At 67.0% G+C, this 25,516-nt stretch carries 22 protein-coding genes; 7 read left to right on the top strand and 15 right to left on the bottom strand.

The genetic code is table 11. The features are described from left to right. Positions 1-13 precede the first annotated feature (13 nt). On the bottom strand, positions 14-355 hold the full coding sequence (locus KDG50_00375; protein ID MCB1863857.1) for a hypothetical protein: 342 nt from the start codon (positions 353-355) through the stop codon (positions 14-16). On the opposite strand from KDG50_00375, the gene uvrD reads away from it, so the two are divergent. Continuing rightward, entirely contained in the window at positions 339-2,492 is a 2,154-nt protein-coding gene (uvrD, locus tag KDG50_00370; protein ID MCB1863856.1) for a DNA helicase II, read from the top strand. The genes KDG50_00375 and uvrD overlap by 17 nt on opposite strands. Before the next feature lie 180 nt (positions 2,493-2,672). Here the strand turns inward: uvrD and KDG50_00365 are convergent, their stop codons facing one another. The 3 genes from KDG50_00365 to KDG50_00355 all read right to left on the bottom strand — a co-directional run bounded on the left by KDG50_00365 (position 2,673) and on the right by KDG50_00355 (position 6,080). Beyond that, the gene (locus KDG50_00365) at positions 2,673-3,605 is read right to left on the bottom strand and encodes a diguanylate cyclase (GenBank protein ID MCB1863855.1); all 933 of its coding nucleotides are present in this window, start codon (positions 3,603-3,605) and stop codon (positions 2,673-2,675) included. Positions 3,606-3,784: 179 nt separating this feature from the next. Further along, positions 3,785-4,969 (bottom strand): acetyl-CoA C-acyltransferase family protein, encoded by a 1,185-nt coding sequence (locus tag KDG50_00360; GenBank protein MCB1863854.1) that lies wholly within the window; start codon positions 4,967-4,969, stop codon positions 3,785-3,787. Then, positions 4,956-6,080, bottom strand: a complete 1,125-nt coding sequence (locus KDG50_00355; GenBank protein MCB1863853.1) for a polysaccharide pyruvyl transferase family protein — start codon at positions 6,078-6,080, stop codon at positions 4,956-4,958. The genes KDG50_00360 and KDG50_00355 overlap by 14 nt, the downstream gene beginning before the upstream one ends. Before the next feature lie 207 nt (positions 6,081-6,287). Between KDG50_00355 and dctP the strand changes: the two genes are divergently transcribed. Then, entirely contained in the window at positions 6,288-7,376 is a 1,089-nt protein-coding gene (dctP, locus tag KDG50_00350; protein MCB1863852.1) for a TRAP transporter substrate-binding protein DctP, read from the top strand. 264 nt (positions 7,377-7,640) lie between these two features. On the opposite strand, the gene ubiA is transcribed toward dctP, so the two are convergent. From ubiA to KDG50_00310, 8 genes are all read right to left on the bottom strand, one after another. Beyond that, positions 7,641-8,654: a 4-hydroxybenzoate octaprenyltransferase gene (gene ubiA / locus KDG50_00345; GenBank protein MCB1863851.1), complete on the bottom strand. Its 1,014-nt coding sequence runs from the start codon at positions 8,652-8,654 to the stop codon at positions 7,641-7,643. After that, complete coding sequence (locus tag KDG50_00340) at positions 8,639-9,199, bottom strand: chorismate lyase (protein ID MCB1863850.1); 561 nt, start codon at positions 9,197-9,199, stop codon at positions 8,639-8,641. Before KDG50_00340 ends, ubiA begins: the two co-directional genes overlap by 16 nt. 48 nt (positions 9,200-9,247) lie before the next feature. After that, positions 9,248-11,422: an ATP-dependent DNA helicase RecG gene (gene recG / locus KDG50_00335; protein MCB1863849.1), complete on the bottom strand. Its 2,175-nt coding sequence runs from the start codon at positions 11,420-11,422 to the stop codon at positions 9,248-9,250. A 90-nt stretch (positions 11,423-11,512) separates the two neighbouring features. After that, positions 11,513-11,896, bottom strand: coding sequence for a Rid family detoxifying hydrolase (locus tag KDG50_00330; GenBank protein MCB1863848.1), 384 nt, complete (start codon positions 11,894-11,896; stop codon positions 11,513-11,515). A gap of 12 nt (positions 11,897-11,908) precedes the next feature. Next, positions 11,909-14,155, bottom strand: coding sequence for a bifunctional (p)ppGpp synthetase/guanosine-3',5'-bis(diphosphate) 3'-pyrophosphohydrolase (locus KDG50_00325; GenBank protein ID MCB1863847.1), 2,247 nt, complete (start codon positions 14,153-14,155; stop codon positions 11,909-11,911). Positions 14,156-14,178: 23 nt separating this feature from the next. After that, complete coding sequence (gene rpoZ / locus KDG50_00320; protein ID MCB1863846.1) at positions 14,179-14,505, bottom strand: DNA-directed RNA polymerase subunit omega; 327 nt, start codon at positions 14,503-14,505, stop codon at positions 14,179-14,181. Positions 14,506-14,620: 115 nt separating this feature from the next. Next, positions 14,621-15,241, bottom strand: coding sequence for a guanylate kinase (gmk, locus tag KDG50_00315; protein MCB1863845.1), 621 nt, complete (start codon positions 15,239-15,241; stop codon positions 14,621-14,623). Then, on the bottom strand, positions 15,238-16,101 hold the full coding sequence (locus tag KDG50_00310) for a YicC family protein (GenBank protein MCB1863844.1): 864 nt from the start codon (positions 16,099-16,101) through the stop codon (positions 15,238-15,240). Before KDG50_00310 ends, gmk begins: the two co-directional genes overlap by 4 nt. Positions 16,102-16,204: 103 nt before the next feature. On the opposite strand from KDG50_00310, the gene KDG50_00305 reads away from it, so the two are divergent. The 4 genes from KDG50_00305 to rdgB are packed head-to-tail and all read left to right on the top strand — an operon-like array spanning position 16,205 to position 19,381. Then, positions 16,205-17,149 (top strand): serine/threonine protein kinase, encoded by a 945-nt coding sequence (locus KDG50_00305; protein ID MCB1863843.1) that lies wholly within the window; start codon positions 16,205-16,207, stop codon positions 17,147-17,149. Then, complete coding sequence (locus tag KDG50_00300; protein MCB1863842.1) at positions 17,146-18,063, top strand: serine/threonine-protein phosphatase; 918 nt, start codon at positions 17,146-17,148, stop codon at positions 18,061-18,063. The genes KDG50_00305 and KDG50_00300 overlap by 4 nt, the downstream gene beginning before the upstream one ends. A gap of 17 nt (positions 18,064-18,080) precedes the next feature. Continuing rightward, a complete protein-coding gene (rph, locus tag KDG50_00295) occupies positions 18,081-18,791 on the top strand; it encodes a ribonuclease PH (GenBank protein MCB1863841.1) in 711 nt (236 codons plus the stop codon). Next, positions 18,788-19,381: an RdgB/HAM1 family non-canonical purine NTP pyrophosphatase gene (gene rdgB / locus KDG50_00290; protein ID MCB1863840.1), complete on the top strand. Its 594-nt coding sequence runs from the start codon at positions 18,788-18,790 to the stop codon at positions 19,379-19,381. The genes rph and rdgB overlap by 4 nt, the downstream gene beginning before the upstream one ends. A 40-nt stretch (positions 19,382-19,421) precedes the next feature. Here rdgB and icd read toward each other — a convergent pair whose 3' ends face one another. Next, positions 19,422-20,678, bottom strand: a complete 1,257-nt coding sequence (icd, locus tag KDG50_00285) for an NADP-dependent isocitrate dehydrogenase (protein ID MCB1863839.1) — start codon at positions 20,676-20,678, stop codon at positions 19,422-19,424. Between the two features lie 70 nt (positions 20,679-20,748). Further along, positions 20,749-22,500 carry a bifunctional isocitrate dehydrogenase kinase/phosphatase gene (gene aceK / locus KDG50_00280; protein MCB1863838.1) on the bottom strand — a complete coding sequence of 584 codons (1,752 nt, stop codon included), beginning with the start codon at positions 22,498-22,500 and terminating at the stop codon, positions 20,749-20,751. Between the two features lie 144 nt (positions 22,501-22,644). On the opposite strand from aceK, the gene KDG50_00275 reads away from it, so the two are divergent. After that, complete coding sequence (locus tag KDG50_00275; protein ID MCB1863837.1) at positions 22,645-23,412, top strand: FprA family A-type flavoprotein; 768 nt, start codon at positions 22,645-22,647, stop codon at positions 23,410-23,412. 42 nt (positions 23,413-23,454) lie between these two features. On the opposite strand, the gene KDG50_00270 is transcribed toward KDG50_00275, so the two are convergent. Beyond that, positions 23,455-25,491: a protein kinase gene (locus KDG50_00270; protein ID MCB1863836.1), complete on the bottom strand. Its 2,037-nt coding sequence runs from the start codon at positions 25,489-25,491 to the stop codon at positions 23,455-23,457. Positions 25,492-25,516: the final 25 nt, after the last annotated feature.

The raw sequence follows: 25,516 nt of genomic DNA, 5'->3' as shown, positions 1-25,516 counted from the left end.
ACAACGCCCTCGTTCAGTTCACTCCTGTGGACTCGCTCTGGCGGTCACGCCAGCGCTCATGTCCGCAATGCTTGCAGCGCACCTGTTCCTGCCAGCGCAGCTTTCCGGTCTTCGCGGGCGAGCGGGTTTCACCGGTCGGCAGAAAGGCCGCGAAACGGCGGCATTTCGGGCACCGCGAACGGAACAACCCGCCCACCACGATCGCCGCGACGATGAAGACAGCCAGAAAAGCCCACTCCACGCGATGCTCCAGCGACCGGCCAAAGCCCGAGTATAGGCCGGCCGCACGTCCCGAGCCGGAAACCAGCGCCAACGCGAGCAGGTAGAATCCCGCCGCGATGGACGTATCCGACATTCTCGATCCCCTGAACGATGCGCAGCGCGAGGCCGTTGCCGCACCGGCTGGTGCGCATCTGGTGCTCGCCGGCGCGGGCAGCGGCAAGACCCGCGTGCTCGTGCACCGCATCGCCTGGCTGCTGCGCGTGGAGGGCGTTTCGCCCTACAACATTCTCGCGGTCACGTTCACGAACAAGGCCGCGCGCGAGATGCGCATCCGCATCGAGGAACTGCTCGGTCAGCCGCTCGGCGGCCTGTGGGCCGGAACGTTTCATGGTCTTGCGCACCGGCTGCTGCGCCAGCACTGGGCCGAGGCGAAGCTGCCGCAGAATTTCCAGATTCTCGACAGCGACGACCAGTACCGCCTGGTGCGCCGCGTGCTGCGTGATCTCGAACTCGACGAGGCCCGCTGGCCGCCACGCAAGGCGCAATGGTTCATCAACGACCGCAAGGACGAGGGCCTGCGCGCCGAGCACATCGAGCCCGGCAATGATCCGTGGCAACGCCAGTTGTCGCGGATCTACGCGACCTATCAGAGCGCCTGTGAACGCGCGGGTGTGGTGGATTTCGCGGAACTCCTGCTGCGTGCACACGAACTGTGGCGCGACAACCCGCCCCTGCTCGCGCAGTACCAGGAGCGCTTCGAGCACATCCTCGTCGACGAATTCCAGGACACCAACGCCATCCAGTACGCCTGGCTGCGCCTGCTCGACGGTCGGCGCGGACGTCTGTTCGCCGTCGGCGACGACGACCAGTCGATCTATGGCTGGCGTGGCGCGCGCGTGGAAAACATCCTGAGCTTTCAGCGCGAGATGCCCGACGTAAAACTCACGCGGCTGGAACAGAACTACCGCTCCACGGGCACCATTCTCGCGGCCGCGAACGCGCTGATCGCACACAACGACGGACGTCTGGGCAAGCACCTGTGGACCGACGCCGGCGACGGCGCGCCGATCCACATCTATCGCGCGAACACCGATCTCGATGAAGCCGCGTTCATCGTCGAGCGCATCCGGCGCTGGATCGAGACCGAGGGTCGCGCCGCCGACTGCGCGGTGCTGTATCGCTCGAACGCCCAGTCGCGCGTGCTCGAAGACGCGCTGCTGCGCACGGGCATCGCCTATCGCGTGTATGGCGGCCTGCGATTCTTCGAGCGCGCCGAGATCAAGGACGCCGTCGCCTACCTGCGCCTCGTGTCGAATCGCGACGACGATCCCTCGTTCGAGCGCGTCGTGAATCTGCCCACGCGTGGCATCGGTGCGCGCACGCTGGAGATCGTGCGCGAACAGGCCCGCGCGCAGGACCGTTCAATGTGGGATACGGCACGCGCACTCGTTACCAGCGGCGCACTCGGCGCGCGCGCGGGTGGCGCACTCGACGCGTTCCTGACGCTCATCGACGAACTCGCCGCACGCTGCGAAGGGATGGAGCTGCACGAACAGGCCGCACTGGCGATCGAAACCAGCGGCCTGCGCGATCACTATCAGAAGGAAGGTGGCGAGAAGGCGCAGTCGCGCAACGAAAACCTCGACGAACTGATCAACGCCACTTCACAGTTCGAGTCCGAGAACGACGAAACCCTGGCACCGCTGGATCAGTTTCTCGCGCATGCGGCGCTGGAGGCCGGCGAGACCCAGGCCGATGCGTTCACCGATGCCGTGCAGCTCATGACCCTGCATTCGGCCAAGGGGCTGGAGTTTCCGCTGGTGTTGATCTGCGGCGTGGAGGAAGGTCTCTTCCCGCACCAGATGTCCATCGATGAACCGGGTCGCCTGGAAGAAGAGAGAAGGCTCTGTTACGTCGGAATCACACGCGCGCGACGCGAGCTGTACCTGACGCTCGCCGAACACCGGCGCCTGCACGGGCGTGAGGTGTTTCCGTTGCCGTCACGGTTTCTCGGTGAGATTCCGGCCGCCTTGACCGACGAAGTGCGCGCTCGGGGACGTGGATTCACGTCAGCACCGAAACCCGCCGCAGCGGGCCAGATGGGCGAGAGCGGTTTCCGGCTCGGACAGCGAGTGGAACACGCGCGCTTTGGCGAAGGCGTCGTTACCAACGCCGAAGGCGCCGGCGCCAGCGCCCGTGTGCAGGTCAACTTCGAGGCCTCCGGCACCAAGTGGCTGGTGGTCGGCTACGCGAACCTGCGCGCAATCTGACGTTCGCAGGGCACACGCGTGCCGGGATTGTTGACCGGGGTGCACCGCGCACCGAAAGTCTCCTGAAATGCCGTATGCGGTGCGTGGTAGGCACCCATGTGCGGTGTGAGTAGGGTGCGCACCGCGCACCGGTAGGCGATTGAAATGCCGTATGCGGTGCGTGGTACGCACCCTACGGTACTACCCCGGTGCCACAATTTCGTTGCTAGCGGAATCCCCGAACACACGGTAGCCGGCGGCACCCTTGCCGCCGTTTTTGACCTCGTACATCAGTGCGTCAGCCACCGCCACGGCCACGGCGACCGATTGCGGTGCCTGCGTGAAGGTGACGACGCCGACACTGCACCCCACGCCAAAACCCATGGCATCCACGCGAGCGCGCAGGGAGTTCAGCAGAACCTCCATGGTTTCGCGCGCCACGCTCTCGCCCGTCTCCGGAAGCACCACCGCAAACTCGTCGCCGCCGAGGCGCGCGGCCGTGTCCACCTGGCGGACACCCGCGGCGAGTGCTGCTCCGACGGTTCTCAGCAAATCGTCGCCGCGGGCGTGGCCGTGACGATCGTTGACGTGCTTGAAGTTGTCGAGATCGACATAGGCCAGGGTGATGGGCCGCCGGCTGCGCCGCGCCAGCGCCAGGTCGTGCGCGAGCCGGTCCTCGAACGCACGGCGGGTGCACAGTCCGGTCAGGGCATCGGTACGTGCCAGACGCCGATCGTTCTCGGCCTTCTCCCGCAGTGTTGTGAGCAGCAACGCGCAGGTCAGGAAAAACCCCAGTCGTACGATGGCGTTCCAGACCGGGATCGCCGGGTGCGAGTACGCTCGCACGGAAATCGTGTCCGCCAGATACCAGGCGATGCACGACAACAGTGCGATCGCGATGCCCATACGCCGCCCGCCGTACCAGGCCGCGACGGCCACGGGCGCAAGGTAGAACACGGACGTAGAGATCTCCGCTCCTGCGGCAATGTCCACGCCAAAGACCAGGGCCACGCCGAAGACGCCAATGACGCCGATCCACTCTGCACCCTGGCGCGAAAGCCACAAATGTGTCGCCCGGCGCCCGGCAAGCACACGGCCCACAAACGCGCGCAGGATCGGTCGGACTCGCGACATCGTCATCCCCAATACGGACGCAACCTGAGAGGTTCGGAGCCATGCGCCGCTCACGCCTGCGCAAGCAATGCTCCACACGGGCGACTCAAGATAGCGCGAGTCAGGAGGTGCGGGATCGCTCGATGCTGTTTGACGCCAACGATTCGCCCGCCTCCTGGCGCACCGTCTACAAGCGCTGACTAAAGACGCTCGAAGATCGCCGAAATACCCTGCCCGCCGCCGATGCACATGGTCACCAGCGCGTACCTGCCGCCGATGCGTTCGAGTTCGTAAAGCGCCTTGGTGGTCAGGATCGCGCCGGTTGCACCGACCGGATGGCCCAGCGCGATCGCGCCGCCGTTCGGGTTGGTCCTGGCCGGGTCCATGTCCAGCGCCTTCAGCACGGTCAGCGCCTGCGCGGCAAACGCCTCGTTGGATTCGATCACATCCATCTGGTCGAGCTTCAGGCCACTGCGCTCCAGCGCAATCTTCGATGCCGGGATCGGCCCTTCGCCCATGATGTGATGCGGCACACCGGCGATGCCGTAGGCAACGAGCCGCGCCATGGGCTTGCAGCCCGCACGCTCGGCCGCGCCGGCTTCGGCCAGCACGACCATCGCCGCGGCATCGTTGATGCCCGAGGCATTGCCGGCCGTGACCGTGCCGTCTTTCTTGAACGCCGGGCGCAGTTTCGCCAGCGTTTCCATCGTCGTACCGGGCTTGGGATGTTCGTCGGTGTCGAACACGACATCGCCTTTGCGGGTCTTCATCACAACGGGCATGATCTGAGACTTGAAATGTCCGGCTTCGATCGCGGCCGCCGCGCGGCGCTGGGATTCGACCGCGAAGGCGTCCTGGTCCTCGCGCGTAAAGCCCCACTTCTCGGCGAGGTTCTCCGCGGTCACGCCCATGTGGCCGACGCCGAACGGGTCAGTCAGGGTCGCGACCATCATGTCGACCATCTGGGTATCACCCATGCGCGCGCCGTGGCGCGTCGCCGGGGAAATATACGCGCCGCGCGACATGACCTCGGCACCGCCGCCGATGCCGAAATCGCAATCGCCGAGCAGGATGGACTGCGCCGTGCTGACCACCGCCTGCAACCCGGAACCGCACAGCCGATTGACGGTGACGGCGACCGATTCATCCGACAATCCGCCATTGATCGCGGCAACCCGGGAGACATACGGCGAGCGCGACTCGCACGGAATGCAGCTGCCCACGGTCACGTAGTTGATCTTCGCCGGGTCAACGCCGGCACGGGCGACGGCTTCTTTTACAACCATGCCCCCCAGATCAGCCGCCTCGACCTCTTTCAGCGAACCGCCGTAGCCACCGATCGCGGTGCGCACGGCACTCAAGACAACGACATCACGATTTGCCATTCAGGCTTCCTCCAGCCAGGGGTCGGGATTTTGCTGCGCGGGCCGGTTCCGCCCGGGCATGAACCGGTAACGTGCCCGTCTCTGCAAGCGATGATCTCAGCCCCACGGGCGACTGCGCCAGTTCGCGGGCGAGCGCAACAGCGTGTCGGAAATCATCTGCCCACCAGGTGAGGGGTGACGCAGCGGTCCACGCCTCATGAAATGCGCTGAGCTTGCCGTAGTTGTTGTCGACCAGCACGTGCGGAATCCCGCACAGCAGACACAGCAGGTGCGCGTGCAGACGATCCGTAACGACGACCCTGCCACGGCTCAGCAGCCCGAGCCCACGTTCGAGTCGCCGCGAGGCCAGGCTGTTGTAGGCGAGCGAAATCGCATCGCCGATGAACGCAAGGCGCCGCGGATAGTTGACGCGAATCCGTTCCAGCTGCCGGATCAGCGTCAGCCCCCACCACGGGGCATCTTCAAGCCAGTCCACGACCTCGACGTCCGGCCCTTCGATCCGCTCAGCCGAATCGCTCTCGCGATCCGTGCGTTTCAGACACAGCACGTTGACGACCGGCTCACGGCGTCGCGCAATATCGATCGCGAGCGCGGAATCCGGACACAACGCCGCATCCAGGCCCATGGGGCCGGCCAGGATCGCGAGGCTGTTTCGATCCCGCGCCAGCGGCGTGAAATTCCCATGTGCGCGCAGCACTCGCGCGGACTCATCGCGAGCCCGCTCCGACGAATAGTGCACGCTCTGCGGCAACTGAACGATGCGCCGACGGGGAAAATCGCGCACGACGGAAAGACGCAGTCGCTCATGTGCGGGCCAGATGTCGCCCATGTTGCCGCCGCCGTGGATCAGGATGGGCACCTCGCGCGGAAAGCGCCGCAGCCGCGCCGCCGAATAGGTCCGGCGCTCGGTTTGCGACAGCACCTCGACCCCGAGCTCGGCGAGCATCGCCTTTTGCCCGAGCCATATCGCGCTGTCACCGACGTTCGGAACGTTCGGGAAGTCAACCAGCACAACCCGCCGGGCGCCCTGCAGGAATTCCGCATAGCGTGCCTTCAGTTCGGCCTGCAGGCGGCGCCGCAGGGCGGCAACGTCGTGCGGCTCAGGTGACAATCGAGCATTCACTGGAATCCCACAATCCCGCGGGCGGCGAGACCGCATCGTATGACCCGGACTGCTGCATGTATACACCTTCAGCCGATCGTCCCATGGTTTCCAGCGGTTCGGGCTTTGCGAAACGCCCCCGCAGCCTGCGAAACTGGCGCGCCTCGCGTCTCCTGCGCCCGTCGCGCCGAGCGCAATCCACGGAGCCTCCAGACCATGCAACGCAGAAACTTCCTCAGGGGGCTCGGCGCGGGCTCCGTCGCGCTGGGCGCCGGTGCCGTCAGCACTCGCACGTTTGCGAAGGCCGAACACAAGTGGAAGATGGTCACGACCTGGCCGAAGAACTTCCCCGGCCTGGGCACGACGGCGAACCGCGTCGGCCAGCTGATCGAATCCATGAGCGACGGCCGCATCCGGGTGAAGGTCTACGGCGCGGGCGAACTCGTTCCGCCGTTCGAGACCTTTGACGCCTGCTCGCGCGGCACGGTCGAACTGGGCCACGGCTCGGCCTACTACTGGAAGGGCAAGGTCGAGTCCGCGCAGTTCTTCTCGACCGTACCGTTCGGACTGACCGCGCAGGAGATGGGCGCCTGGCTCGAATTCGGCGGCGGCATGGAACTCTGGCGCGAGTTGTACACGGGTTTCGGACTGGTGCCGATCGCCGCCGGCAACTCCACCGTGCAGATGGCCGGCTGGTTCAATCGCGAGATCAATTCGCTGGCCGACCTCTCGGGACTGAAAATGCGCATCCCCGGACTCGGCGGCGAGGTTTTGCAGCGCGCCGGCGGCACGCCGGTGAACCTGCCGGGTGGCGAATTGTTCACGGCACTGAAGAGCGGCACGATCGATGCGACCGAATGGGTCGGCCCATACAACGATCTGGCCTTCGGGCTGCACAAGGCCGCGAAGTACTACTACTACCCGGGCTGGCACGAGCCCGGTACGGCCATGGAACTCATCGTGAACAAGGCCGCCTGGGATGCACTGCCCGATGACCTGAAGGCCATCGTCGAAGGCGCCTGCGCGATCGCGAACCAGCGCATGATCGAGGAGTACACCGCGCGCAACAACGCGGCGCTCGAGACACTGGTCAACGAACACCATGTCGATGTCCGCCGACTGCCCGACGACGTACTGAAGAAGCTGCACGCGCTGTCGCTGGAAGTCGTCGCCGAACTCGCGAACAAGGACGAGTTCTCGCGACGCGTGTTCGCGTCCTACGAAAAATTCCGCAAACAGGTCATGCGCTGGAGTGAACTTTCGGACCGCGCCTACCTGAACGCCCGCGCCGCGACGGCCATTTGAACAACTATAGACGGTTAGCGCTAACGGTGCGTGGTACGCACCCTACGAGTTGCCGAAGACAGGGTGCGCACCGCGCCCGGGTAACTCAGAAGGAAACTCTCAATTGTCAGAGTTTCCCGCGGCACATGGACGTGCCGCCATTTTCAACGGATGTAAGACGTTGAACATGAAAGAAAGCGAAAGAAAACGAAAAATCGCACTTTTTCGTTATCGCTGCTCTAGCAATCCTTCGATGGATTGATCAGAGCTTCCTCAAGAGTTTCGCTAGACCGCCACGCGCGTGGCAGACATCGCAAAGTCCAGCGCAATGCCCGCGAACACGGCAAGGCCGAACCAGTTGTTGTTCAGAAACGCGCGAAAGCAGGCTGCCGGATCGCGCCCGCGGATCAGCCACTGCTGAAAGCCGGCAAGCAGCGCGGCGACACCGAGCCCCGCGTAGAACCACGGCCCGAGCTGTGCGTTCTGCCCCACCAGCGCAAGCGCGCCCAGCGTTGTAATCTGAAGCACGCCGACGGCGACCCGGTCGGCCTCGCCGAACAGGATGGCCGTGGATTTCACGCCGATCCGCAGGTCTTCCTCGCGATCGGCCATCGCATACATCGTGTCGTAGGCCACGGTCCACACCAGCGTCGCGGTGAACAGCAGCCATGCGATCGGCGGCAGCGAATCCTGCACCGCCGCATACGCCATCGGCACGGCCACGCCGAACGCCGCGCCGAGATGCACCTGCGGCAGGTGGTGAAAGCGCTTCATGAACGGATAGGTCGCGGCAAGCAGCGCGCCGGCGACCGCAAGCAGCCAGGCCAGCGCTGGCAAGGTCAGCACCAGAATCAAGGCGATGAGCATCAGCACGCCGAACAGGGCCAGCGCATTCTCGGGCTTGATCTGCCCGCTGGCGATCGGGCGTGACGCCGTGCGCGCAACGTGCGGGTCGATGTCGCGATCGGCGTAGTCGTTGATCACACAGCCGGCCGCGCGCGTGACGATGATCCCGGCGATGAACACCAACAGCAGCCACAGCGGCGGCGGGCCCTCCGCGGCGATCCACAGCGCCCACAGGGTCGGCCAGCCGAGCAGGAAAAAGCCGATCGGCCGGTCGAAACGCATCAGGCGCAGATAGGCGCCCAGCGTGGTCGGCGGCCGTTCGGTGGCCGGGTCGCGCGGGCGCACCGCGACGCGATGCAGTGCGGCGGCACGCGAGCGCGCGCCATCGCGCAGCTGTGCGATGTCGCTGCGACTGCGCAGGCGTGCGAACAGGCGGTCTAGCGCGCGCGCCATGCGGGGCGTTCCGGCAGATAGGCCTCGGTCACGAGCAAACGTCCGGCATCGAGCCGGTAGACCGCGCGCCGCGCCCAGACCGGTGAGGTCACCCCGACCGCGGAGCGCATGCGCACGTGCAGGGCATGACCGGGGCGCACGCGGGCGATCTCGAACGGCTCGCGCTCGAGTCCGCGCTGCGCGAACAGCACGGCACCGAGCGGGCGCGTGCCCAGACGGGTGAAGCGACGCAGCCGGCCACGGATCGACACCAGGGGAATGACGGTACGCGCGAACACCCAGGGGCGCTCGTCACAGCGCAGCACGACCTCGCGCACGATCGCCCACCGGCCTGCGCGAAGCCCGAGCCGCCGCGACTCTCCGGCGGTCGGGCGGGCGCGGCGCTGCGAGACCAGATCAACGCGGAAACGCCCGGGACAGGCCGCCACCAGGCGGCGCGTCAGCGATCCTGGATCGAACAGCCAGGCACGATCCTGTGCATCGGGTCGGGGCGCGAGCGCGGCGGCGCGCGCATGCCAGTGCGTGGATTCGGATCGCGACGACAAGGACGTGTGCAGAACGGCAACCGGCGGCGGGCGCGCGATTATCGCACGTCATACCGCGCCATAGCGGGCACGCGCGGCGAGCCAGCGCGCCTCCACGCGTGCCGCGAGTTCGGGGGCCTCGACCAGCGCGCGATCGGCCGCCTTGCGCACGGCCGCGAGCATGCCGGCGTCACGACCGAGATTCGCGACGCGAAAACCCAGCGCTCCGGACTGGCGCGTGCCGAGCAGTTCGCCCGGGCCGCGCATCTCCAGATCGATCTGGGCGAGCGCGAAGCCGTCGTTCGACTCGCGCAGGGCGCGCAGCCGGCGCGCAGCGGTGTCGGAAAGCGGCGGCCGGTAGAGCAGCACACAATGGCTGGCGACCGCGCCGCGCCCGACCCGCCCGCGCAACTGGTGCAGCTGCGCCAGCCCGAAGCGTTCGGCGTTCTCGATGACCATCAGGCTCGCGTTCGGCACATCGACACCGACCTCGATCACCGTCGTCGCAACGAGCACGTCGGTCTCGCCGCGCGCAAACGCCGCCATCGCCTGCTCCTTCGCGTCGATGCGCAGGCGACCGTGCACGAGCCCGATGCGCAGCTCGGGCAGCGCCTCGGCCAGTCGTGAGGCGGTCGCCTCGGCGGCCTCGGCGTCAAGGGTTTCGGATTCCTCGACCAGCGCGCAGACCCAGTAGCACTGCCGCCGCCCCGCGCCGCAGGTCGCGGCGATGCGCTCGACGACATCGGCGCGGCGGGCGTCCGGCACCGCGACGGTTTCGACCGGCGTACGCCCCGGCGGCAGTTCGTCGATCACCGACAGATCGAGATCGGCATACGCGGTCATCGCCAGCGAGCGCGGGATCGGCGTCGCGGTCATGACCAGCTGATGCGGCACCTGGTCACCGGCCCGCCCCTTGTCGCGCAACGCCAGACGCTGATGCACGCCGAAGCGGTGCTGCTCGTCGACGATGACCAGGCCGAGGTTCTCGAACTCCACGGCGTCCTGAAACAGCGCATGGGTGCCGATCGCCACGCGGGCCCGGCCGTCGGCGAGCTGCGCGACGCGCTCGGCCCGCGCTCGCCCCTTGTGCCGACCGGTCAGATCCACGGCCGTAACGCCGAGCGGATCGAGCCAGTCGACCAGGGTGCGCGCGTGCTGACCGGCCAGCAGTTCCGTTGGCGCCATGAGCACGGCCTGATGACCGGATTCGACCGCGGCGAGCAAGGCAGCGCAGGCCACGACCGTCTTGCCGGCACCGACATCGCCCTGCACGAGCCGCAGCATCGGCCGTGTTCGGGCGAGGTCCGTGGCGATCTCGGCGATCACGCGTGACTGCGCTCCGGTTGGCCGGAACGGCAGGCCATCGAGAAACGCCCGCACCCGCGGTCCGCCGCCCAGCGCCGGCGCGGACAGCTGCTGCGCGCCGCGACGCAGTCGCCGCAGGCTCAGTTGCTGCGCCAGCAGTTCCTCGAATGCGAGCCGGTCGCGCGGCGCCCAGGGCAGCGCCAGGTCGGCGGGCGGCGGCGACTCCGGGTTCGGGGTGTGGACCTCGGCGAGCGCCGCGGAGAAGCGGATTGCCTCGAGATCAGGGGCAACACGCACCAGCAGCGCGTCGCCCGGATCATCGGCGCGCGCCACGCGCAGCCGGGCGCTGTCGGCCAGCCGACGCAGCTGGTGCTGCTGAACGCCTTCAGTGGTCGGATAGACGGGCGTGAGCGTGTCGTCGACCGCCGCCGGGCTGTCCGCACCGATGCGGCGGGTCTCGGGATGGATCAGCTCGACACCGATCGCGCCGGGCCGCGCCTCGCCGTAGCAGCGCAGCCGCGTGCCGGCCTCGTACGCACGCTGTTGCGCGACACTGAAATGAAAGAACCTGAGCTGCAGCGAGCCCGTGCCGTCGGCGATCTGGACGATGAGCATGCGCCGGCGCCGTTGCAGGACGGCGGCATGTTCGACGACACCTTCCACGCTGACCGTGTCGCCGGGGCGCACGCTGCCGATCGGCCACAGACGGGTTCGGTCTTCGTAGCGCAGCGGCAGATGCGTGGCGAGGTCGAAGTCGGTCAGCAGCCCAAGCCGCGCGAGGCGTTTCGCCAGTGCCGGCCCGACCCGGGGCAGCGACCCGACCGGCTGCGCGTCGCCCGCGTGGCCGGTCTCAGCAGGCTGTTGAGATTTTCTTTTCAACGGCCTGGTGGCGCGAGACAGGGACGTCCCGCCCGAAAATCGAACACTCAAGTGTTTGATCTTCTTGAGCAACCGAAGACCGCGCGTTTCGGTTGCGACGTTGAAAAGGCCATGGATGGGCCTTTTTCAACAAGCTGTTGGACAAGCCGCTCAGCCGGTGCAGAGGACCGCGTCGACCTCGACGCGTGCACCCTTGGGCAGCGCCGCCACGCCAACCGCGGCGCGCGCCGGATAGGGTTGTTCGAAATACTCCGCCATGACGGTGTTCACGGCCGCGAAGTTGTTGAGATCCGGCAGGTAGACATTGAGTTTGACGGCATCGCTCAGACGCGCGCCGGCGGCCTCGGCAACCGCGGCGAGATTGTCGAACACGCGCCGGATGTGCACCTCGATCGGACCGGCGACCATCTGCATGGTGGCCGGATCGAGCGGGATCTGGCCGGACAGATACACCGTGTCCCCGGCGCGCACCGCCTGTGAGTAGGTGCCGATTGCCGCGGGCGCGCGGTCAGTCTGGATCGTGATTCGACTCATGTTCTGTTGTGCTCAGATGGAACTGTCGGTGTCGGTCGGGGCGCTATGTTGCCAACGCCCGTCGTCGCGACGCAAACCGCCGGCACGGGCGCGGGTGCGATGAATCTTCAGCACCTCGCGCTCGGCACGAACCGCGCGCAGGATCGCCGCCATGTGCTTGCGGTCGCGCACCGTGATGCTCAGATGCATGGTCGACGTCAGGCCGTCGCGGCCCTCGACCGCGACGTTCTCGATGTTCGAGCCGAGTTCCGAAATCGCCGAAGCGACGCGCGCGAGCACGCCGCGCTGGTTGCCGACCTCGATGCGCAGGTCGGTCGTGAATTCGCGCTTGGGGTCGGCCGACCATTGCAGGTTGATCACGTCGTCGGCGCTGCTCAGCCGGCCACCGAGGTTCGCGCAGCCGTCGACATGCACGACCAGCCCGCGGCCCGGCCGGAACACGCCGATGACCGGATCGCCCGGGATCGGCCGGCAACAGCGCGCAAACTGCACGACCATGCCTTCGGTGCCCTCGATCGCGAGCGCCGCGCCGCGGTCCGGCGGTGCTTCGCCGTCCGCCGGCAGGAAATGCCGCGCGACCAGCTGCGCCATGCGATTGCCCAGACCGATGTCGGCCAGCAGGTCGTCGCAGCGCGCATAGCCCAGGCTCCTGACGACGGTCTCGCGTTCGCCGCCGGGCACATCGGCCAGGTGCCGGCCGTGGCGGGTGAGCTGGCGATCGAGCAGGCGCCGACCGAGCGAAATCGCCTCGTCACGCTGGATGTTCTTGAGGAACCCGCGGATGTTCGTGCGTGCCTTCGCGGTGACGACGAAGTTCAGCCAGCTCGCGTTCGGCCGGGCGTTCGGCGAGGTCAGGACTTCCACCATCTGGCCGCTGGACAACTCGGTGCGCAGCGACACCAGCTTGTGGTCGATGCGCGCGCCTGAACAGTAGCGGCCGAGTTCGCTGTGCACGGCGAACGCGAAGTCCAGCACCGTCGCGCCGCGTGGCAGCTTGACGATGTCGCCGGCCGGCGTGAACACATAGGTCTCGTCCGGAAACAGGTCGACGCGCACGCTGTCGAGGAACTCGACGGAGGTGCCGGCGTCACGCTGCATCTCGAGCAGGCTCTGCAGCCATTCGTAGGCGCGCGTGTTCGCCGCGCGGCCCGATTCGCCGCCCTTGTAGTGCCAGTGCGCGGCGATGCCGGAATCGGCCAGATGCTGCATTTCGCTGGAGCGGATCTGCACCTCGATCGGAAAGCCGTACGGGCCGACCAGCACGGTGTGCAGCGACTGGTAGCCGTTCGCCTTCGGGATGGCGATGTAGTCCTTGAACTTGCCGGGCAGGGGCTTGTAGGTCGAATGCACGACCCCGAGCGCGCGGTAACAGTCCGCGGCCGAGGCCGTCACGACCCGGAAACCGAACAGGTCTGAAACATCCTCGAAGCGCAGACGCTTTTCCTGCATCTTGCGAAACACGCTGTAGAGGTGCTTCTCGCGGCCGATGACCTGCGCGTCGATGCCGTCCTGACGCAGGCTGGCGCGCAACGCCTGCTTGATCTTGTCGAGCACCTGGCGACGGTGGCCGCGCACACGCTCGACCTCGCGCTCGATCACGAAATAGCGTTTCGGATAGAGATGGCGAAAACCGTGGTCCTCGAGTTCGAGACGCACGTCGTTCATGCCCAGCCGGTAGGCGATCGGCGCGTAGATCTCGAGCGTTTCGTGGGCGATGCGCCGACGCTTCTCCGGCGTCATCACGCCGAGCGTGCGCATGTTGTGCAACCGGTCGGCGAGCTTGATCAGGATGACGCGCACATCGCGCGACATCGCCAGCAGCATCTTGCGGAAGTTCTCCGCCTGCGCCTCCTTGCGGCTGGAAAACCCGACGTGGTCGAGCTTGCTGACACCGTCGACGAGTTCGGCAACCTCGGCGCCGAACTGCTCCGCGAGGTGTTCCTTGGCGGTCGGGGTGTCCTCGATGACATCGTGCAGGATCGCCGCAACCAGGGTCTGGTGATCCATGTGCATGCCCGCGAGGATGCGGGCGACGGCGATCGGGTGATAGATGTACGGCTCACCCGACTTGCGCATCTGGTCGATATGCGCCTCGGCCGCGAACAGGTAGGCACGGTAGACATCGCGGACCGCCTCGGGCGGCAGGTACGCGTCCAGGACTTCGCAGAGCTGGGAGATGAGCAGGCGTTCTTCGCCAGCCTGCCCGGCATTCGGCGGCGTTTGTGCAGGCTCGGCCGGATCGCCCAGCGGCACGGCCATGTTGCTGCCCGCGAGCGGGCGGATCAGTCCTCGGAGGGGCCGGCGTCGTGCAGGTTCTGCACGGCCTCGGCGTTCGCACGGGCCGCGGCGGCGGCGGCCTCGGCCACGGCCAGTTCCTCCATGAGCAGTTCGTCGACATCCACTTCCTGCGGCTCGTCCTCGAGCACCGCGTGATCGACCAGCCCCTCGGCGATTTCGCGCAGCGCCACGACCGTGGGCTTGTCGTTTTCCCAGGGCACCATCGGGTCCGCGCCATTGGCAATCTGACGCGCGCGCTTGGCGGCAATCAACACCAGCTCGAAACGGTTGTTGACCTGTTCGAGGCAGTCTTCGACGGTTACTCTGGCCATGCAATCAATCCGGGTACTTGGGGATGGGCGCGCGCCCCGGGCGGGCGCGCATGCGGCACGGTCACACGTGCGGACCGGATATGGTACGGGTTTGCGCGCCGCGCATCCAGCGCGATCAGAACCCGGCTTCGATGTCCGCGATCAGCCCGGAACGGGCCACGCGCTCGCAGCGGGCGGCGCTGACGATTGTGGCGAGTTCTTCCACGGCCTGTTCGAAGTCGTCGTTGACGACGACGTAGTCGAACTCGCGCCAGCCGCGCAGTTCGGCCGCGGCGGCGGCCAGACGACGCTCCACGCTCTGGTCATCGTCGCGTCCGCGCGCACGCAGCCGCGCGCGCAGTGCCTGTGCCGATGGCGGCACGACGAAGATCGTGCGCACGAGTTCCGACAGGGCCGCGCGCAGGGCGAGCGCGCCGTGCCGATCCAGCGCCAGCAACACGTCGGCGCGGGCGAGCTGCGTGGCGAGTGCGTCGCGGCCTGTGCCATAGCGGTTGCCGTAGGCCGCGGTCGACTCCAGCAGCGCGCCAGTCACGAACAGTTCGTCAAACCGGGCATCGGTCACGAAATGGTAGTCCCGGCCATCGACCTCGCCCGGACCCGGTGCGCGGGTCGTGTAGGAAATCCCGCGCTCGAGTCCCGGCAGCCGTTGCATCAGCGCGTCGATCAGGCTGGTCTTGCCGGCACCGGACGGCGCGGTGATCACGAACGCGTGACCGGACGGCGCGCCCCTGTTCATTCGATGTTCTGTACCTGCTCGCGCATCTGCTCGATCAGCACCTTCATCTCGACCGCCGCGCGCGTGGTTTCCAGATCATTGGCCTTGGAGCCCAGGGTGTTGGCCTCGCGGTTGAGTTCCTGCACGAGGAAATCCAAGCGTCGACCGACCGGTTGTTTCGAGTTCACCAAGCCATCGATCTCGTCGAGGTGCGCACCCAGACGGTCGATCTCTTCATCCACATCCACGGGCTGGGCGAACAGCACGAGCTCCCGTTCGAGCCGCGCGGGATCGACCTCGGTGCGTAGTTCCGCAAGCCGCTCGGCCAGCCGCGTGCGGCGACTCTCGAGCATCAGCGGCCGGCGCGCGCGGGCCAGCGCGGTCTGTTCACGCAGACCTTCCAGCCGCTGGCGCAGGAACTGCGCGAGGCGCTCGCCCTCGCTCGCACGCGCGGCGTCGAGCTGGCCGAGGGCGGCATCCAGGGTTTCGAGCGCCACCGCCGCGAGCACCTCGGCATCCGGGGCGACGACATCGACGACGCCCGGCCAGCGCAGCACCGTGTCGACACCCGGCAGCGCCGTGCCGAGCCGGGTGGACAGGTCGCGGGCGACGGCGATCAGGGCATCGGCCAGGGCCGAGTTGATGCGCAGATCCGGCGCCTCGGCCACGGTCAGGTCGAGCCTGAGCTGCGCGTCGACCTTGCCACGTCCGAGCGCATCGCGCATGCGCGCACGGACCTCGGTATCCAGTTCGCGCAGCGCCTCGGGCAGGCGCAGGCTGACCTCGAGGTAGCGATGGTTGACGGTGCGCACCTCCCAGGTGACGGTGCCCCAGGTGCCGGACCCTTCGGCCCGGCCAAAGCCGGTCATGCTGCGAATCATTGCTTGCGGGATTGCCCGGATAAAACCGCGATGGTACCGCGCCCGGCCCATGCAGGTGGCAGTTCCAGTGCTAAGATTCCGGCCTTGAACGCCTGACACACCCATGGCCAATACGGGAACCATCAACCGCAACCAGCTGCCGATCGGGACGGTCGTCGACGGCTATGCGATCCAGAAGCTGCTCGGCTCGGGCGGTTTCAGCCTGATCTACCTCGGCGAAGACCTGCACGACCTCTCGCCGGTGGTCATCAAGCAGTTCCTGCCCGAGCGCTTCACGCGCAAGCAGGTCGACGAGAACGGCGCAGCGCGCAAGGACCAGAAGCCGCGCCAGATCGACGTCGGACGCGATCACTTCTACGAAGAGGCCAAGGCGCTCGCTGCCCTGCACCATCCGAACATCGTCAACGTGCGCAGCTTTTTCTGCATCGACGAATCGGCGTTCCTGGTCATGGACTACCACACGGGCAAGAACCTCGCGACCTACGTCAAGGAGCAGCAGGGCGGGCTCAGCGAGGAGTTTCTGCTGAAGGTGTTTCCGCCGCTGCTCGACGCGCTGCGGCTGATCCATTCCAAGTCGTTTCTGCATCTGGACATCAAGCCCGCGAACATCCACGTGCGCCCCGGCGGCCACCCGCTGCTGCTGGACTTTGGCGCCGTCCACCAGATGAGTCGCGGCAAGCGGCTGATCGGGCCGGTCGTCACGCCGGGCTTCGCGCCGGTCGAGCAGTACTACAGCTCCGGCAATGTCGGGCCGTGGAGTGATCTGTATGCCATCGGCGCGACCATGCGCGCCTGCATCGAGGGCAAACCGCCACCGCCGGCGATCCGGCGTGACGCCGACGACGAGATGGAACCGGCCGCGACGAAATTCCGCCGCGACTACTCGGCCTCGCTGCTCGAGGCGCTGGACTGGGCCATGTCGATCGACCCGCACGCCCGGCCACAGACGGTCGACGCCCTGCTCAACGTGCTGCCGACCAGCGTCAAGCGCGCGCCATTCTCGCGGCGCAAGCCGCTTGAGGACATCCTGACGGAGGCCGGCTCGTGAGCGCCGCCCCGTACGAAGTGGCGCAGACCAGCCTGCTCGGCAATCGCTCGACGAACCAGGATCGCTCGGCGATCGTGCGCGCGAAGGAACACGTGATGATCGCCGTCGCCGACGGCATGGGCGGGCATCCGCGCGGCGAGGTCGCCGCCGAGATTTTCGTTGACACCTACCGGCGCGCCTTCAACCACGCGACCAAGCCGATCGCCGACCTGCCGGGTTTTTTCAGCCGCGTGCTGCAGCAGGCGCACCGCGAGATCGTCGAATACGGCATCCGCCAGAACCCGCCGATCGCCCCGCGCACCACCGGCGTGGTCTGCGTGGTGCAGGCCGGCGTCGCGCGGTGGCTGCATGTCGGTGACAGCCGCCTGTATGTGTTTCGCGCGGGCCAGGTGCTGATCCAGACCGAGGACCATTCCTACGTGCAGGAGCTGTGCGGATCGGGATTGCTGGCCGCAGGACAGGCCAACGAACACCCGTTTCGCAACTTCGTCACGCGCTGCGTCGGCGGCGCCGAAAAGCAGCCCGAACCCACCATCAGCGAAACACAGCGCCTGGAACCCGGTGATGTGCTGCTGCTGTGCACCGACGGCCTGTGGTCGGTGCTGGAACGCGAACCGCTCAGCGGCGCGCTCAGCGACCCGGTGCCGCTGCCCAGCGCAGTGAGCAACATGGTCCACCGCGCCGAGGCCGCGAGTTTTCCGAACAGCGACAACGTCACGGCCGCCGCACTGCGCTGGCTCGCGCCGCGTTCCATGGCCCAGACCGACCCAACCGAGGCCGCGGCAAAGGCCGCCGTGGGCACGCGCAAGAACGGCGCCGTGGACGAGGCGATCCACCAGCTCAATTCCGCGATGCAGGAACTCGAGACCGGATTGCAGCGCCTGCGCCAAACGAACAAATCCCCCCAACGCTGACAGATCCCGGAGTGCCCGTGACGCGTCCCAGTGGCCGCGCGGCCGATGCGCTGCGCCCGATCCGATTTACCCGCCGCTATACACGCCATGCCGAGGGTTCGGTGCTGGTCGAGTTCGGCGACACCCAGGTCATCTGCACGGCCACGGTGGAACACCGCCTGCCGCCGTGGCGGCGTGACTCGGGCTGCGGCTGGATCACGGCTGAATACGGCATGCTGCCGCGCTCGACGAACACCCGACTCGGGCGCGAGGCCGCGCGCGGCCGCCAAGGCGGACGCACGATGGAAATCCAGCGCCTGATCGGCCGCTCGCTGCGTGCCGCGGCCGACCTCGCACGGCTCGGCGAGCACACCATCATCATCGACTGCGACGTCATCCAGGCCGATGGCGGCACGCGCACCGCGTCGATCAGCGGCGGGTTCGTCGCGCTGGCCGATGCCGTCGCGAGCCTCGGAGACGCGGCCTCCGGCGCACTGACCCAACACGTCGCGTCGGTGTCAGTCGGCATCGTCGACGGCACGCCCGTGCTGGATCTGGACTATGCCGAAGACTCCACGGCGGAGACCGACATGAACGTGGTCATGGACGAGGCCGGCGGATTCATCGAGGTCCAGGGCACCGCCGAGGGCAAGGCATTCCCGCGCGCGGAACTCGATTCGATGCTCGACCTCGCCGGCGCCGGCATTCGACACATCATCGAACTGCAGAAGTCGGCGCTCGCGCAATGAGCACGACGATCGTGCTCGCGACCGGCAATGCCGGCAAGGTTCGCGAACTCGGCCAGCTGCTGTCCGGCAGTGCCTTCGACATCCGGCCGCAGTCGGAATATGGCGTGCCCGAGGCCGAGGAGACCGGGCTCACGTTCGTCGAAAACGCCATTCTCAAGGCCCGCAACGCCGCCGCGCACACCGGGCTGCCGGCGATCGCTGACGATTCGGGTATCGAGGTCGACGCGCTGATGGGCGCGCCCGGCGTGCGTTCGGCGCGTTATGCCGGACCGGCTGCAAGCGATGCGGACAATCTCAACAAACTGCTCGATGCACTCAGCGCGCGCGAAGACGCGCCGCGCACCGCGCGTTTTCGCTGCCTGATGGTGTATCTGCGGCATGCCGAAGACCCCGCGCCACTGATCTGCGCAGGGGTCTGGGAGGGCGAGATCGCCACGGCCCCGCGCGGCACGAACGGCTTTGGCTACGACCCGGTGTTCTGGCTGCCCGATCGCGGCTGCACGGCAGCGGAACTCGACAGCGAGACCAAGAACCGCCTCAGCCACCGCGGCCAGGCCCTGCGCGAACTCGTCGCGCGACTGACCGGCTGAAGACGGTCGCCGCGTGCGAACCGCGGCGACCATCGGCCGGCTACATCTTGGCGATCACGGCCTCGCCGAAACCCGAACAGCTGACTTCGGTTGGACCCGGCATGAGCCGCGCGAGATCATAGGTCACGGTCTGCGCGGAGATTGCGCCACCGACACCGTTGATGACGGCATCGGCCGCCTCGACCCAGCCCATGTGCCGGAGCATCATTTCGGCGGAAAGAATCAGCGAACTCGGGTTGACCTTGTCCTGCCCGGCGTATTTCGGCGCCGTGCCGTGCGTGGCCTCGAACATCGCAACGGTGTCCGAAAGATTCGCGCCGGGCGCGATGCCGATGCCGCCGACCTGCGCGGCCAGCGCGTCGGAGATGTAATCGCCGTTCAGGTTCATCGTGGCAATGACGTCGTAGTCCTGCGGACGCAGCAGGATCTGCTGCAGGAACGCGTCGGCGATCACATCCTTGAACACGATGGTGTTGCCGGTACGCGGGTTTTTCATGCGACACCACGGACCGCCGTCCCAGAGCTCGGCGCCGAACTCGCGCTGGGCGAGTTCGTAGCCCCAGTTCTTGAACGCACCCTCGGTGAATTTCATGATGTTGCCCTTGTGCACGAAGGTCACCGAGGCGCGGTCGTTGTCGATCGCGTACTGGATGGCCTTGCGCACGAGGCGTTCGGTGCCCTCGCGTGACACCGGCTTGACGCCGATGCCGGAGGTCGCCGGAAAACGAATCTTGGAAACGCCCATTTCCTGCCGCAGGAATTCGATGAGCTTTTTGGCCTCGGCGCTCTCCGCCGGCCACTCGATGCCGGCGTAGATGTCCTCGGAGTTCTCGCGGAAGATGACCATGTCGGTCTTGCTCGGATCGCGCAGCGGGCTCGGCGTGCCGTCGAAGTAGCGGATCGGACGCAGACAGACGTACAGATCCAGCTTCTGCCGCAGTGCGACGTTCAGCGAACGGATGCCGCCACCGACGGGCGTCGTCAGCGGCCCCTTGATCGAGACGACATAGTCGCGCACGGCCTCGAGCGTTTCATCGGGCAGCCAGACATCGGCGCCATAGACCTGGTTCGCCTTCTCGCCGGCGTAGACCTCCATCCAGGCGATCTGGCGCTTGCCGCCGTAGCACTTTTCCACCGCGGCATCGACGACCCGGCGCATCACCGGCGTGATGTCCACGCCAATGCCGTCGCCCTCGATGAACGGCACGATCGGCCGATCGGGAACTTCGAGGGAAAAATCCGCTGCAACGCCGATCCGTTCGCCGTCAGACGGCAGCACGATCTTGTCGAAACTCATAGTGGAAACCTCCGGGACCGGAAAGCTGGGACGCCCGTGCGCGGCGCTGGCGCGGGCGAAAGACGGGGCATTATAGCGATGAGTCCGTGGCGGACCGCAGCCCACGGGGCAGGCGGATCGCCTGCGGGTACGGAAACACGTCGCCGACCTGCCCGGCACGGATGCGCGCCTGGGTGTCGGTCCAAAACTCGACGTCGAGCAGGTCCGCGTTGACCTTGAGAAACGCCTTGCGCAGGCGCGGGTCGCCAAGCAGGAAGGTCGAGAACTCCTCCGGGAACACGTCCAGCGGACCGACCGTATACCAGGGCTCGGCGGCGAACTCGTCCTCGGGCGTACGCGGCGGCGGAATGCGCCGGAAGTTGCACTCGGTCAGATACTGGATTTCGTCGTAGTCGTAGAACACGACGCGGTTCTGGCGCGTCACGCCGAAATTCTTGAACAACAGATCACCGGGAAAGACGTTCGCGCTGGCGAGTTCGCGGATCGCATTGCCATACTCGACCATCGCGTGGAGCAACTGCCCGTCGTCGGCCTCGGCGATGTAGAGATTCAGCGGCACCATGCGGCGCTCGATGTAGAAATGCCGGATCACGAGCTGGTCGCCGTCGACATAGATGTTCTCGGCCGCCTCGCGCTGCAATTCGTCGAACAGCTCCGCGGAGAAGCGCGACACCGGAAACGCGGCTTCCGAATACTCCAGCGAATCGGCCATGCGTCCGACGCGGTCGTGCTGCTTGACGAGCCGGTACTTCGCCATGACGGTGGCGCGGTCGGTGTCCTTCGGGGCCGGGAAGCGGTCCTTGATGACCTTGAACACATACGGGTAGGAGGGCAGCGTGAACACCAGCATGACCATGCCGCGAATTCCGGGCGCGACGATGAGTTCATCGTCGGTATGCCGAAGATGGCGCAGAAAATCCCGGTAGAACTCGGTCTTGCCGTATTTTTGCAGGCCGATTGCGGTGTAGAGATCGGCCCGCGTCTTCGACGGCATCAGCGCCAGCAGGAAGTCGACGACCGCCGAAGGCACCTCGGTACGCACCATGAAGTACGCCCGCGCGAAGCTGAACACAGCTGCGGTGTCCTGTTCGCCAAGCACGACGGCGTCCAGGTACAGCGCGCCTTGCTCGTTGTTCAGCACGGCCAGCACGAACGGTTCCTCGTCGAATCCGTCGACGAATTTGCCGATGATGTAACCGGCCTTGTTGCGATAGAACACCGGCGCGAGGATCACCGTGCGGTTGTTCAGGTTCGCACGCCGCCGCCGCGGATAGCGCCCGCGCAGCACGCGCACGCAATTGCGCAGATCGCGCCGCAGGTTCTCCCAGGGCCGCCGGAAACCGAAATCGGAAAACGCCCGCACCAAAGTGGCGCGAATTCCGTCGCGGCGCGGGAAGTAGGTCCGGTAGGTCGGCTGCGCGCCCTCCAGATAGGCCGTGGAAACGGCCGGTCGCACGAAAATGTTGTCGTTGTTGTAGTAGCGCCGGTGAAACATCCGGCAGAACACCGAATTGTAGAAGGTCTCGGCGAGTTCGGGCTGACGGTGCTCGTGCAGCAGCCGCGCATATTCGACCTTGACCCGCTTCCACAGCGGTTCGTCGAGCCGGGAAATGTGGAAAGCCGCGCGCAGGAGGTCTATGGTTTCCACTACACGCTGGTCGTAGAAGTCGATGCGTTCGCGCGAGGTCGCCTGCACGGCGTTCCACTCGGCATTCTCGAAACGGTCACGGGCGCCGGCCGTGATCTTCTGGAACAGCGTGAAGTGACGCTCGAAGCCCTGGGCGATGGTCGTGGCGATCTGCTTGGCGAGCCTGTGGGGCATCGATGGATTTTGGCGTAGCGCGGCACGCACCGAATCGGCGCGCGTCGGAATATGACACAGATCAAACGGAAAATCAGAACGTTCGACAACAATGCCACCAAAACAGGTGTGCAACCACCACCGAAAAAGGAAAGGAGAAGTTGAATGGCCGTTGAACTCTACCGCTCGGGGGAACACACCTGCCTGGGCTTCTACGATCTGGTGACCGGCGACGGCATCCAGTCCAACCAGTTCCTGATCGTGGATGGCAACGAAAGCATGCTGCTCGACCCGGGGGGCGCGCTGACCTACACCCCGCTGACCATGGCCATGGCGCCGTTCGTGCGGCCGAAGCAGCTCACCTATGTGTTTGCCTCGCACCAGGATCCGGACATCATCGCCTCGGTCGACCGCTGGTTCCTCTACACGAACTGCAAGATCGTCGTATCGCGACTGTGGGGCCGGTTCGTGCCGCACCTGGTGCCCGGCTACATGAAAGAAAAAGGCATGGACCGCTACGTGCTGATCCCGGACAACGGCGGCGAAGTGCGGCTGGGCGGTTCAGTCCTGAAGATCCTGCCGGCGCACTTCCTGCATTCGACCGGCAACCTGCACGTCTACGACGTGACGTCCAAGATCCTGTTCTCCGGCGACATGGGCGCTTCGCTGACCGACAAGGACCCAAGCCACGCGGTCGACGATTTCGACCGTCACGTCGCGCGCATGAAGGGCTTCCACCAGCGCTACATGGCCTCGAACAAGATGTGCCGACTGTGGGCCGAGATGGTTAGCAACCTCGACATCGAGATGATGGTGCCGCAGCACGGCCAGCCGTTCGTCGGCCGCGAGATGGTGCAGCGGTTCATCAACTGGATCGCCGAACTGCCCTGCGGCGTGGACCTGTTCAGCCAGCGCGATTTTCAGGTGCCGTAGACGGGGTCCGAGCAGGCGCTCCGGACTTGCCGGCGTGGCCGGTTAACGCTCGAACACCTTCCCGGGCGGCTGGCTGACCCAGCGCCGGAAGCCATCCCAGAACCCCGCCGGGGGTTCCGGCTCATCGGGCTCTGATCGCGACGGCGGCGGGGCTGCCACGCGCGCAGCAGACGGCGTGCGCGCCGCAGGACGTTCCGACTTTGCCTCAACGCGTGGCGGCGCCAGCGCCTGCGCCAGGGCCTGTTCGGCCCTGACCAGATCCGGGTGCCCCGGCGTGATCTGCGCGCCGCGATCGATGTACACACGCGCGCGGTCGAACTGCCGGTCGCCGACGGCGCGCCGCGCGAGCAGCCCGTAGCGGCGCACGATCCGCTCACGACCATCCAGTGCCTCGGCATTGCCCGGCTCGATCTCCAGCACCTGCGAGAAATACGCCTCGGCGTTGTCCCCCGGCGGCGTGGTCAGGCGATATTCGGCGAGCGCCGCGCGCCCGGCCGCGAGCCACTGCTGCACGAGGTCGGCGCGCGACGGCGCCGGGGGCGCGGGTGCGGCGGGCTCGAGCGCAGCGGTCGCTGGCTCAGGCGCTACGGCGGCCGCGGGGCCTTGTTCGGCAGGAATTGCGTCGAGCGACGCCGGCGCTGACTCGGATTCGGCCACCGGCTCCGCAGCAACCGGCGCCGGCGGCGCGCCGTCGCCGCCCCCGAGCCCGGGAGACGACAGAGCCAGGGCCGCCGGTTCCCGTGCCAGAACATCGGGTTCGACCATCGGCGTCGGCTCGGGCGCCGCCTGCGCGTCAGGCTGGGGCTCTACCGGGGTTTCCGTGACCGCGAGCGGTACTGGATCGGCCACCGGTTCGCCCCTGGCTGCGGACGGCGCGGCCGGTTCCGGGGGCGCGGCGGGCTCGGCTGGTGCCACGGCCGGCGTTGGCTCGCCGGCGCCGGCGACGGCCGGCGCGGCCGACGGCGCAGGCACCACGGCCGGCGTTTCGGTCGCAGCGTCGCGGTGCTTGCCGCCGGGCAGCCACAACGCCAGCGCCACGGCGAAGCCCAGAAACACGGCCAGCACCGCCACGCCCTCCAGCCACGGAGGGAAGCGGGACGGGCGCTTGGGTGTCGGCGGGTGCAGGGGCAGCGGATCGGCGGTCGGGCGCATGATGATGGTCTTCGCCAGCGCCTCGGCGGCGGCAGCATCGGCCGGCGAGACCGGCTCGGTGGGATCGGCGACCTCGTCGTCAACCTCGCTTTCGATGGACTCGTAAATGTTGCGCAGCAGCGCGACCAGCTGCGCCCCGTTCGCGAGCCGGTCGGCCGGCTCCTTCACCAGCAGCAAGTCGATCGCCGGCTGCCACATCGCGACCGGTTCGGGCAGCCGCGGGATCGGCGCCTCGATGTGCGCGCGCATGACCGCGGCCATGTTCGCGCCGGTGAACGGCCGCTCGCCGGTGAGCATTTCGTAGAACACGCAGCCCATGCTGTAGAAATCCGCCGCGCCGCGAATCTCGGTATCGCCACGGGCCTGTTCGGGGCTCAGATAGTGCGGACTGCCCAGCACGGAGCCGGCAATGGTCAGCTCCGGCGCACCGGACTGCCAGCGCGCGACGCCGAAATCCGTCAATACCGGTGTGCGGTCGCGCCGGAACAGGATGTTCGCGGGCTTGATGTCGCGATGCACGACCCCGCGCTTGTGCACGAAATCCAGGCATCGCGCCAGACGCACGATGACCCGCACGGCACGCAGCGGAGGCAGCCCGCGACGGATGTGCCGCGTGAGATCGCCGCCGGTCAGATACTCCATCGTGAAATACGGTCGCCGGCCGATCACGCCGACGTCGTAGATGGGCACCACCGACGAATGCGTCAGCTCGGCGATACCGCGCGCCTCGTTGACGAAGCGCTGCGCGAACTCCGGATCGTAGTCGGCGCTGAAGACCTTCAGCGCAACCAGGCGGTCCAGCGAGACCTGGCGCGCGACGAACACCGCGCCCATGGAGCCACGCGCGAGCGGGCGCACGACCTCGTAGCCCGGGAACGAGCCATCGGTCGCGGCGGCCAGATCGACAGTGTTGTCGGTTGCATCCATAGAATCAGAACGGATGCTAGCAACC

The organism is Chromatiales bacterium (assembly GCA_020445605.1).
GTDB lineage: Bacteria > Pseudomonadota > Gammaproteobacteria > JAGRGH01 > JAGRGH01 > JAGRGH01.
Note: the sequence above shows the minus strand (reverse complement) of the source record. Positions and strands in the feature narration are given on the sequence as shown.

What these genes read in the sequence shown, in the direction of transcription:
- ubiA (MCB1863851.1), bottom strand. Translation starts at nt 8,654, where the DNA reads ATGGCGCGCGCGCTAGACCGCCTGTTCGCACGCCTGCGCAGTCGCAGC.
- KDG50_00365 (MCB1863855.1), bottom strand. Translation starts at nt 3,605, where the DNA reads ATGTCGCGAGTCCGACCGATCCTGCGCGCGTTTGTGGGCCGTGTGCTT.
- rdgB (MCB1863840.1), top strand. Translation starts at nt 18,788, where the DNA reads ATGAGCACGACGATCGTGCTCGCGACCGGCAATGCCGGCAAGGTTCGC.
- KDG50_00330 (MCB1863848.1), bottom strand. Translation starts at nt 11,896, where the DNA reads ATGAGTCGAATCACGATCCAGACTGACCGCGCGCCCGCGGCAATCGGC.
- KDG50_00305 (MCB1863843.1), top strand. Translation starts at nt 16,205, where the DNA reads ATGGCCAATACGGGAACCATCAACCGCAACCAGCTGCCGATCGGGACG.
- KDG50_00275 (MCB1863837.1), top strand. Translation starts at nt 22,645, where the DNA reads ATGGCCGTTGAACTCTACCGCTCGGGGGAACACACCTGCCTGGGCTTC.
- KDG50_00310 (MCB1863844.1), bottom strand. Translation starts at nt 16,101, where the DNA reads ATGATTCGCAGCATGACCGGCTTTGGCCGGGCCGAAGGGTCCGGCACC.
- KDG50_00375 (MCB1863857.1), bottom strand. Translation starts at nt 355, where the DNA reads ATGTCGGATACGTCCATCGCGGCGGGATTCTACCTGCTCGCGTTGGCG.
- uvrD (MCB1863856.1), top strand. Translation starts at nt 339, where the DNA reads ATGGACGTATCCGACATTCTCGATCCCCTGAACGATGCGCAGCGCGAG.
- KDG50_00360 (MCB1863854.1), bottom strand. Translation starts at nt 4,969, where the DNA reads ATGGCAAATCGTGATGTCGTTGTCTTGAGTGCCGTGCGCACCGCGATC.
- gmk (MCB1863845.1), bottom strand. Translation starts at nt 15,241, where the DNA reads ATGAACAGGGGCGCGCCGTCCGGTCACGCGTTCGTGATCACCGCGCCG.
- rpoZ (MCB1863846.1), bottom strand. Translation starts at nt 14,505, where the DNA reads ATGGCCAGAGTAACCGTCGAAGACTGCCTCGAACAGGTCAACAACCGT.
- icd (MCB1863839.1), bottom strand. Translation starts at nt 20,678, where the DNA reads ATGAGTTTCGACAAGATCGTGCTGCCGTCTGACGGCGAACGGATCGGC.
- dctP (MCB1863852.1), top strand. Translation starts at nt 6,288, where the DNA reads ATGCAACGCAGAAACTTCCTCAGGGGGCTCGGCGCGGGCTCCGTCGCG.
- KDG50_00325 (MCB1863847.1), bottom strand. Translation starts at nt 14,155, where the DNA reads ATGGCCGTGCCGCTGGGCGATCCGGCCGAGCCTGCACAAACGCCGCCG.
- aceK (MCB1863838.1), bottom strand. Translation starts at nt 22,500, where the DNA reads ATGCCCCACAGGCTCGCCAAGCAGATCGCCACGACCATCGCCCAGGGC.
- KDG50_00270 (MCB1863836.1), bottom strand. Translation starts at nt 25,491, where the DNA reads ATGGATGCAACCGACAACACTGTCGATCTGGCCGCCGCGACCGATGGC.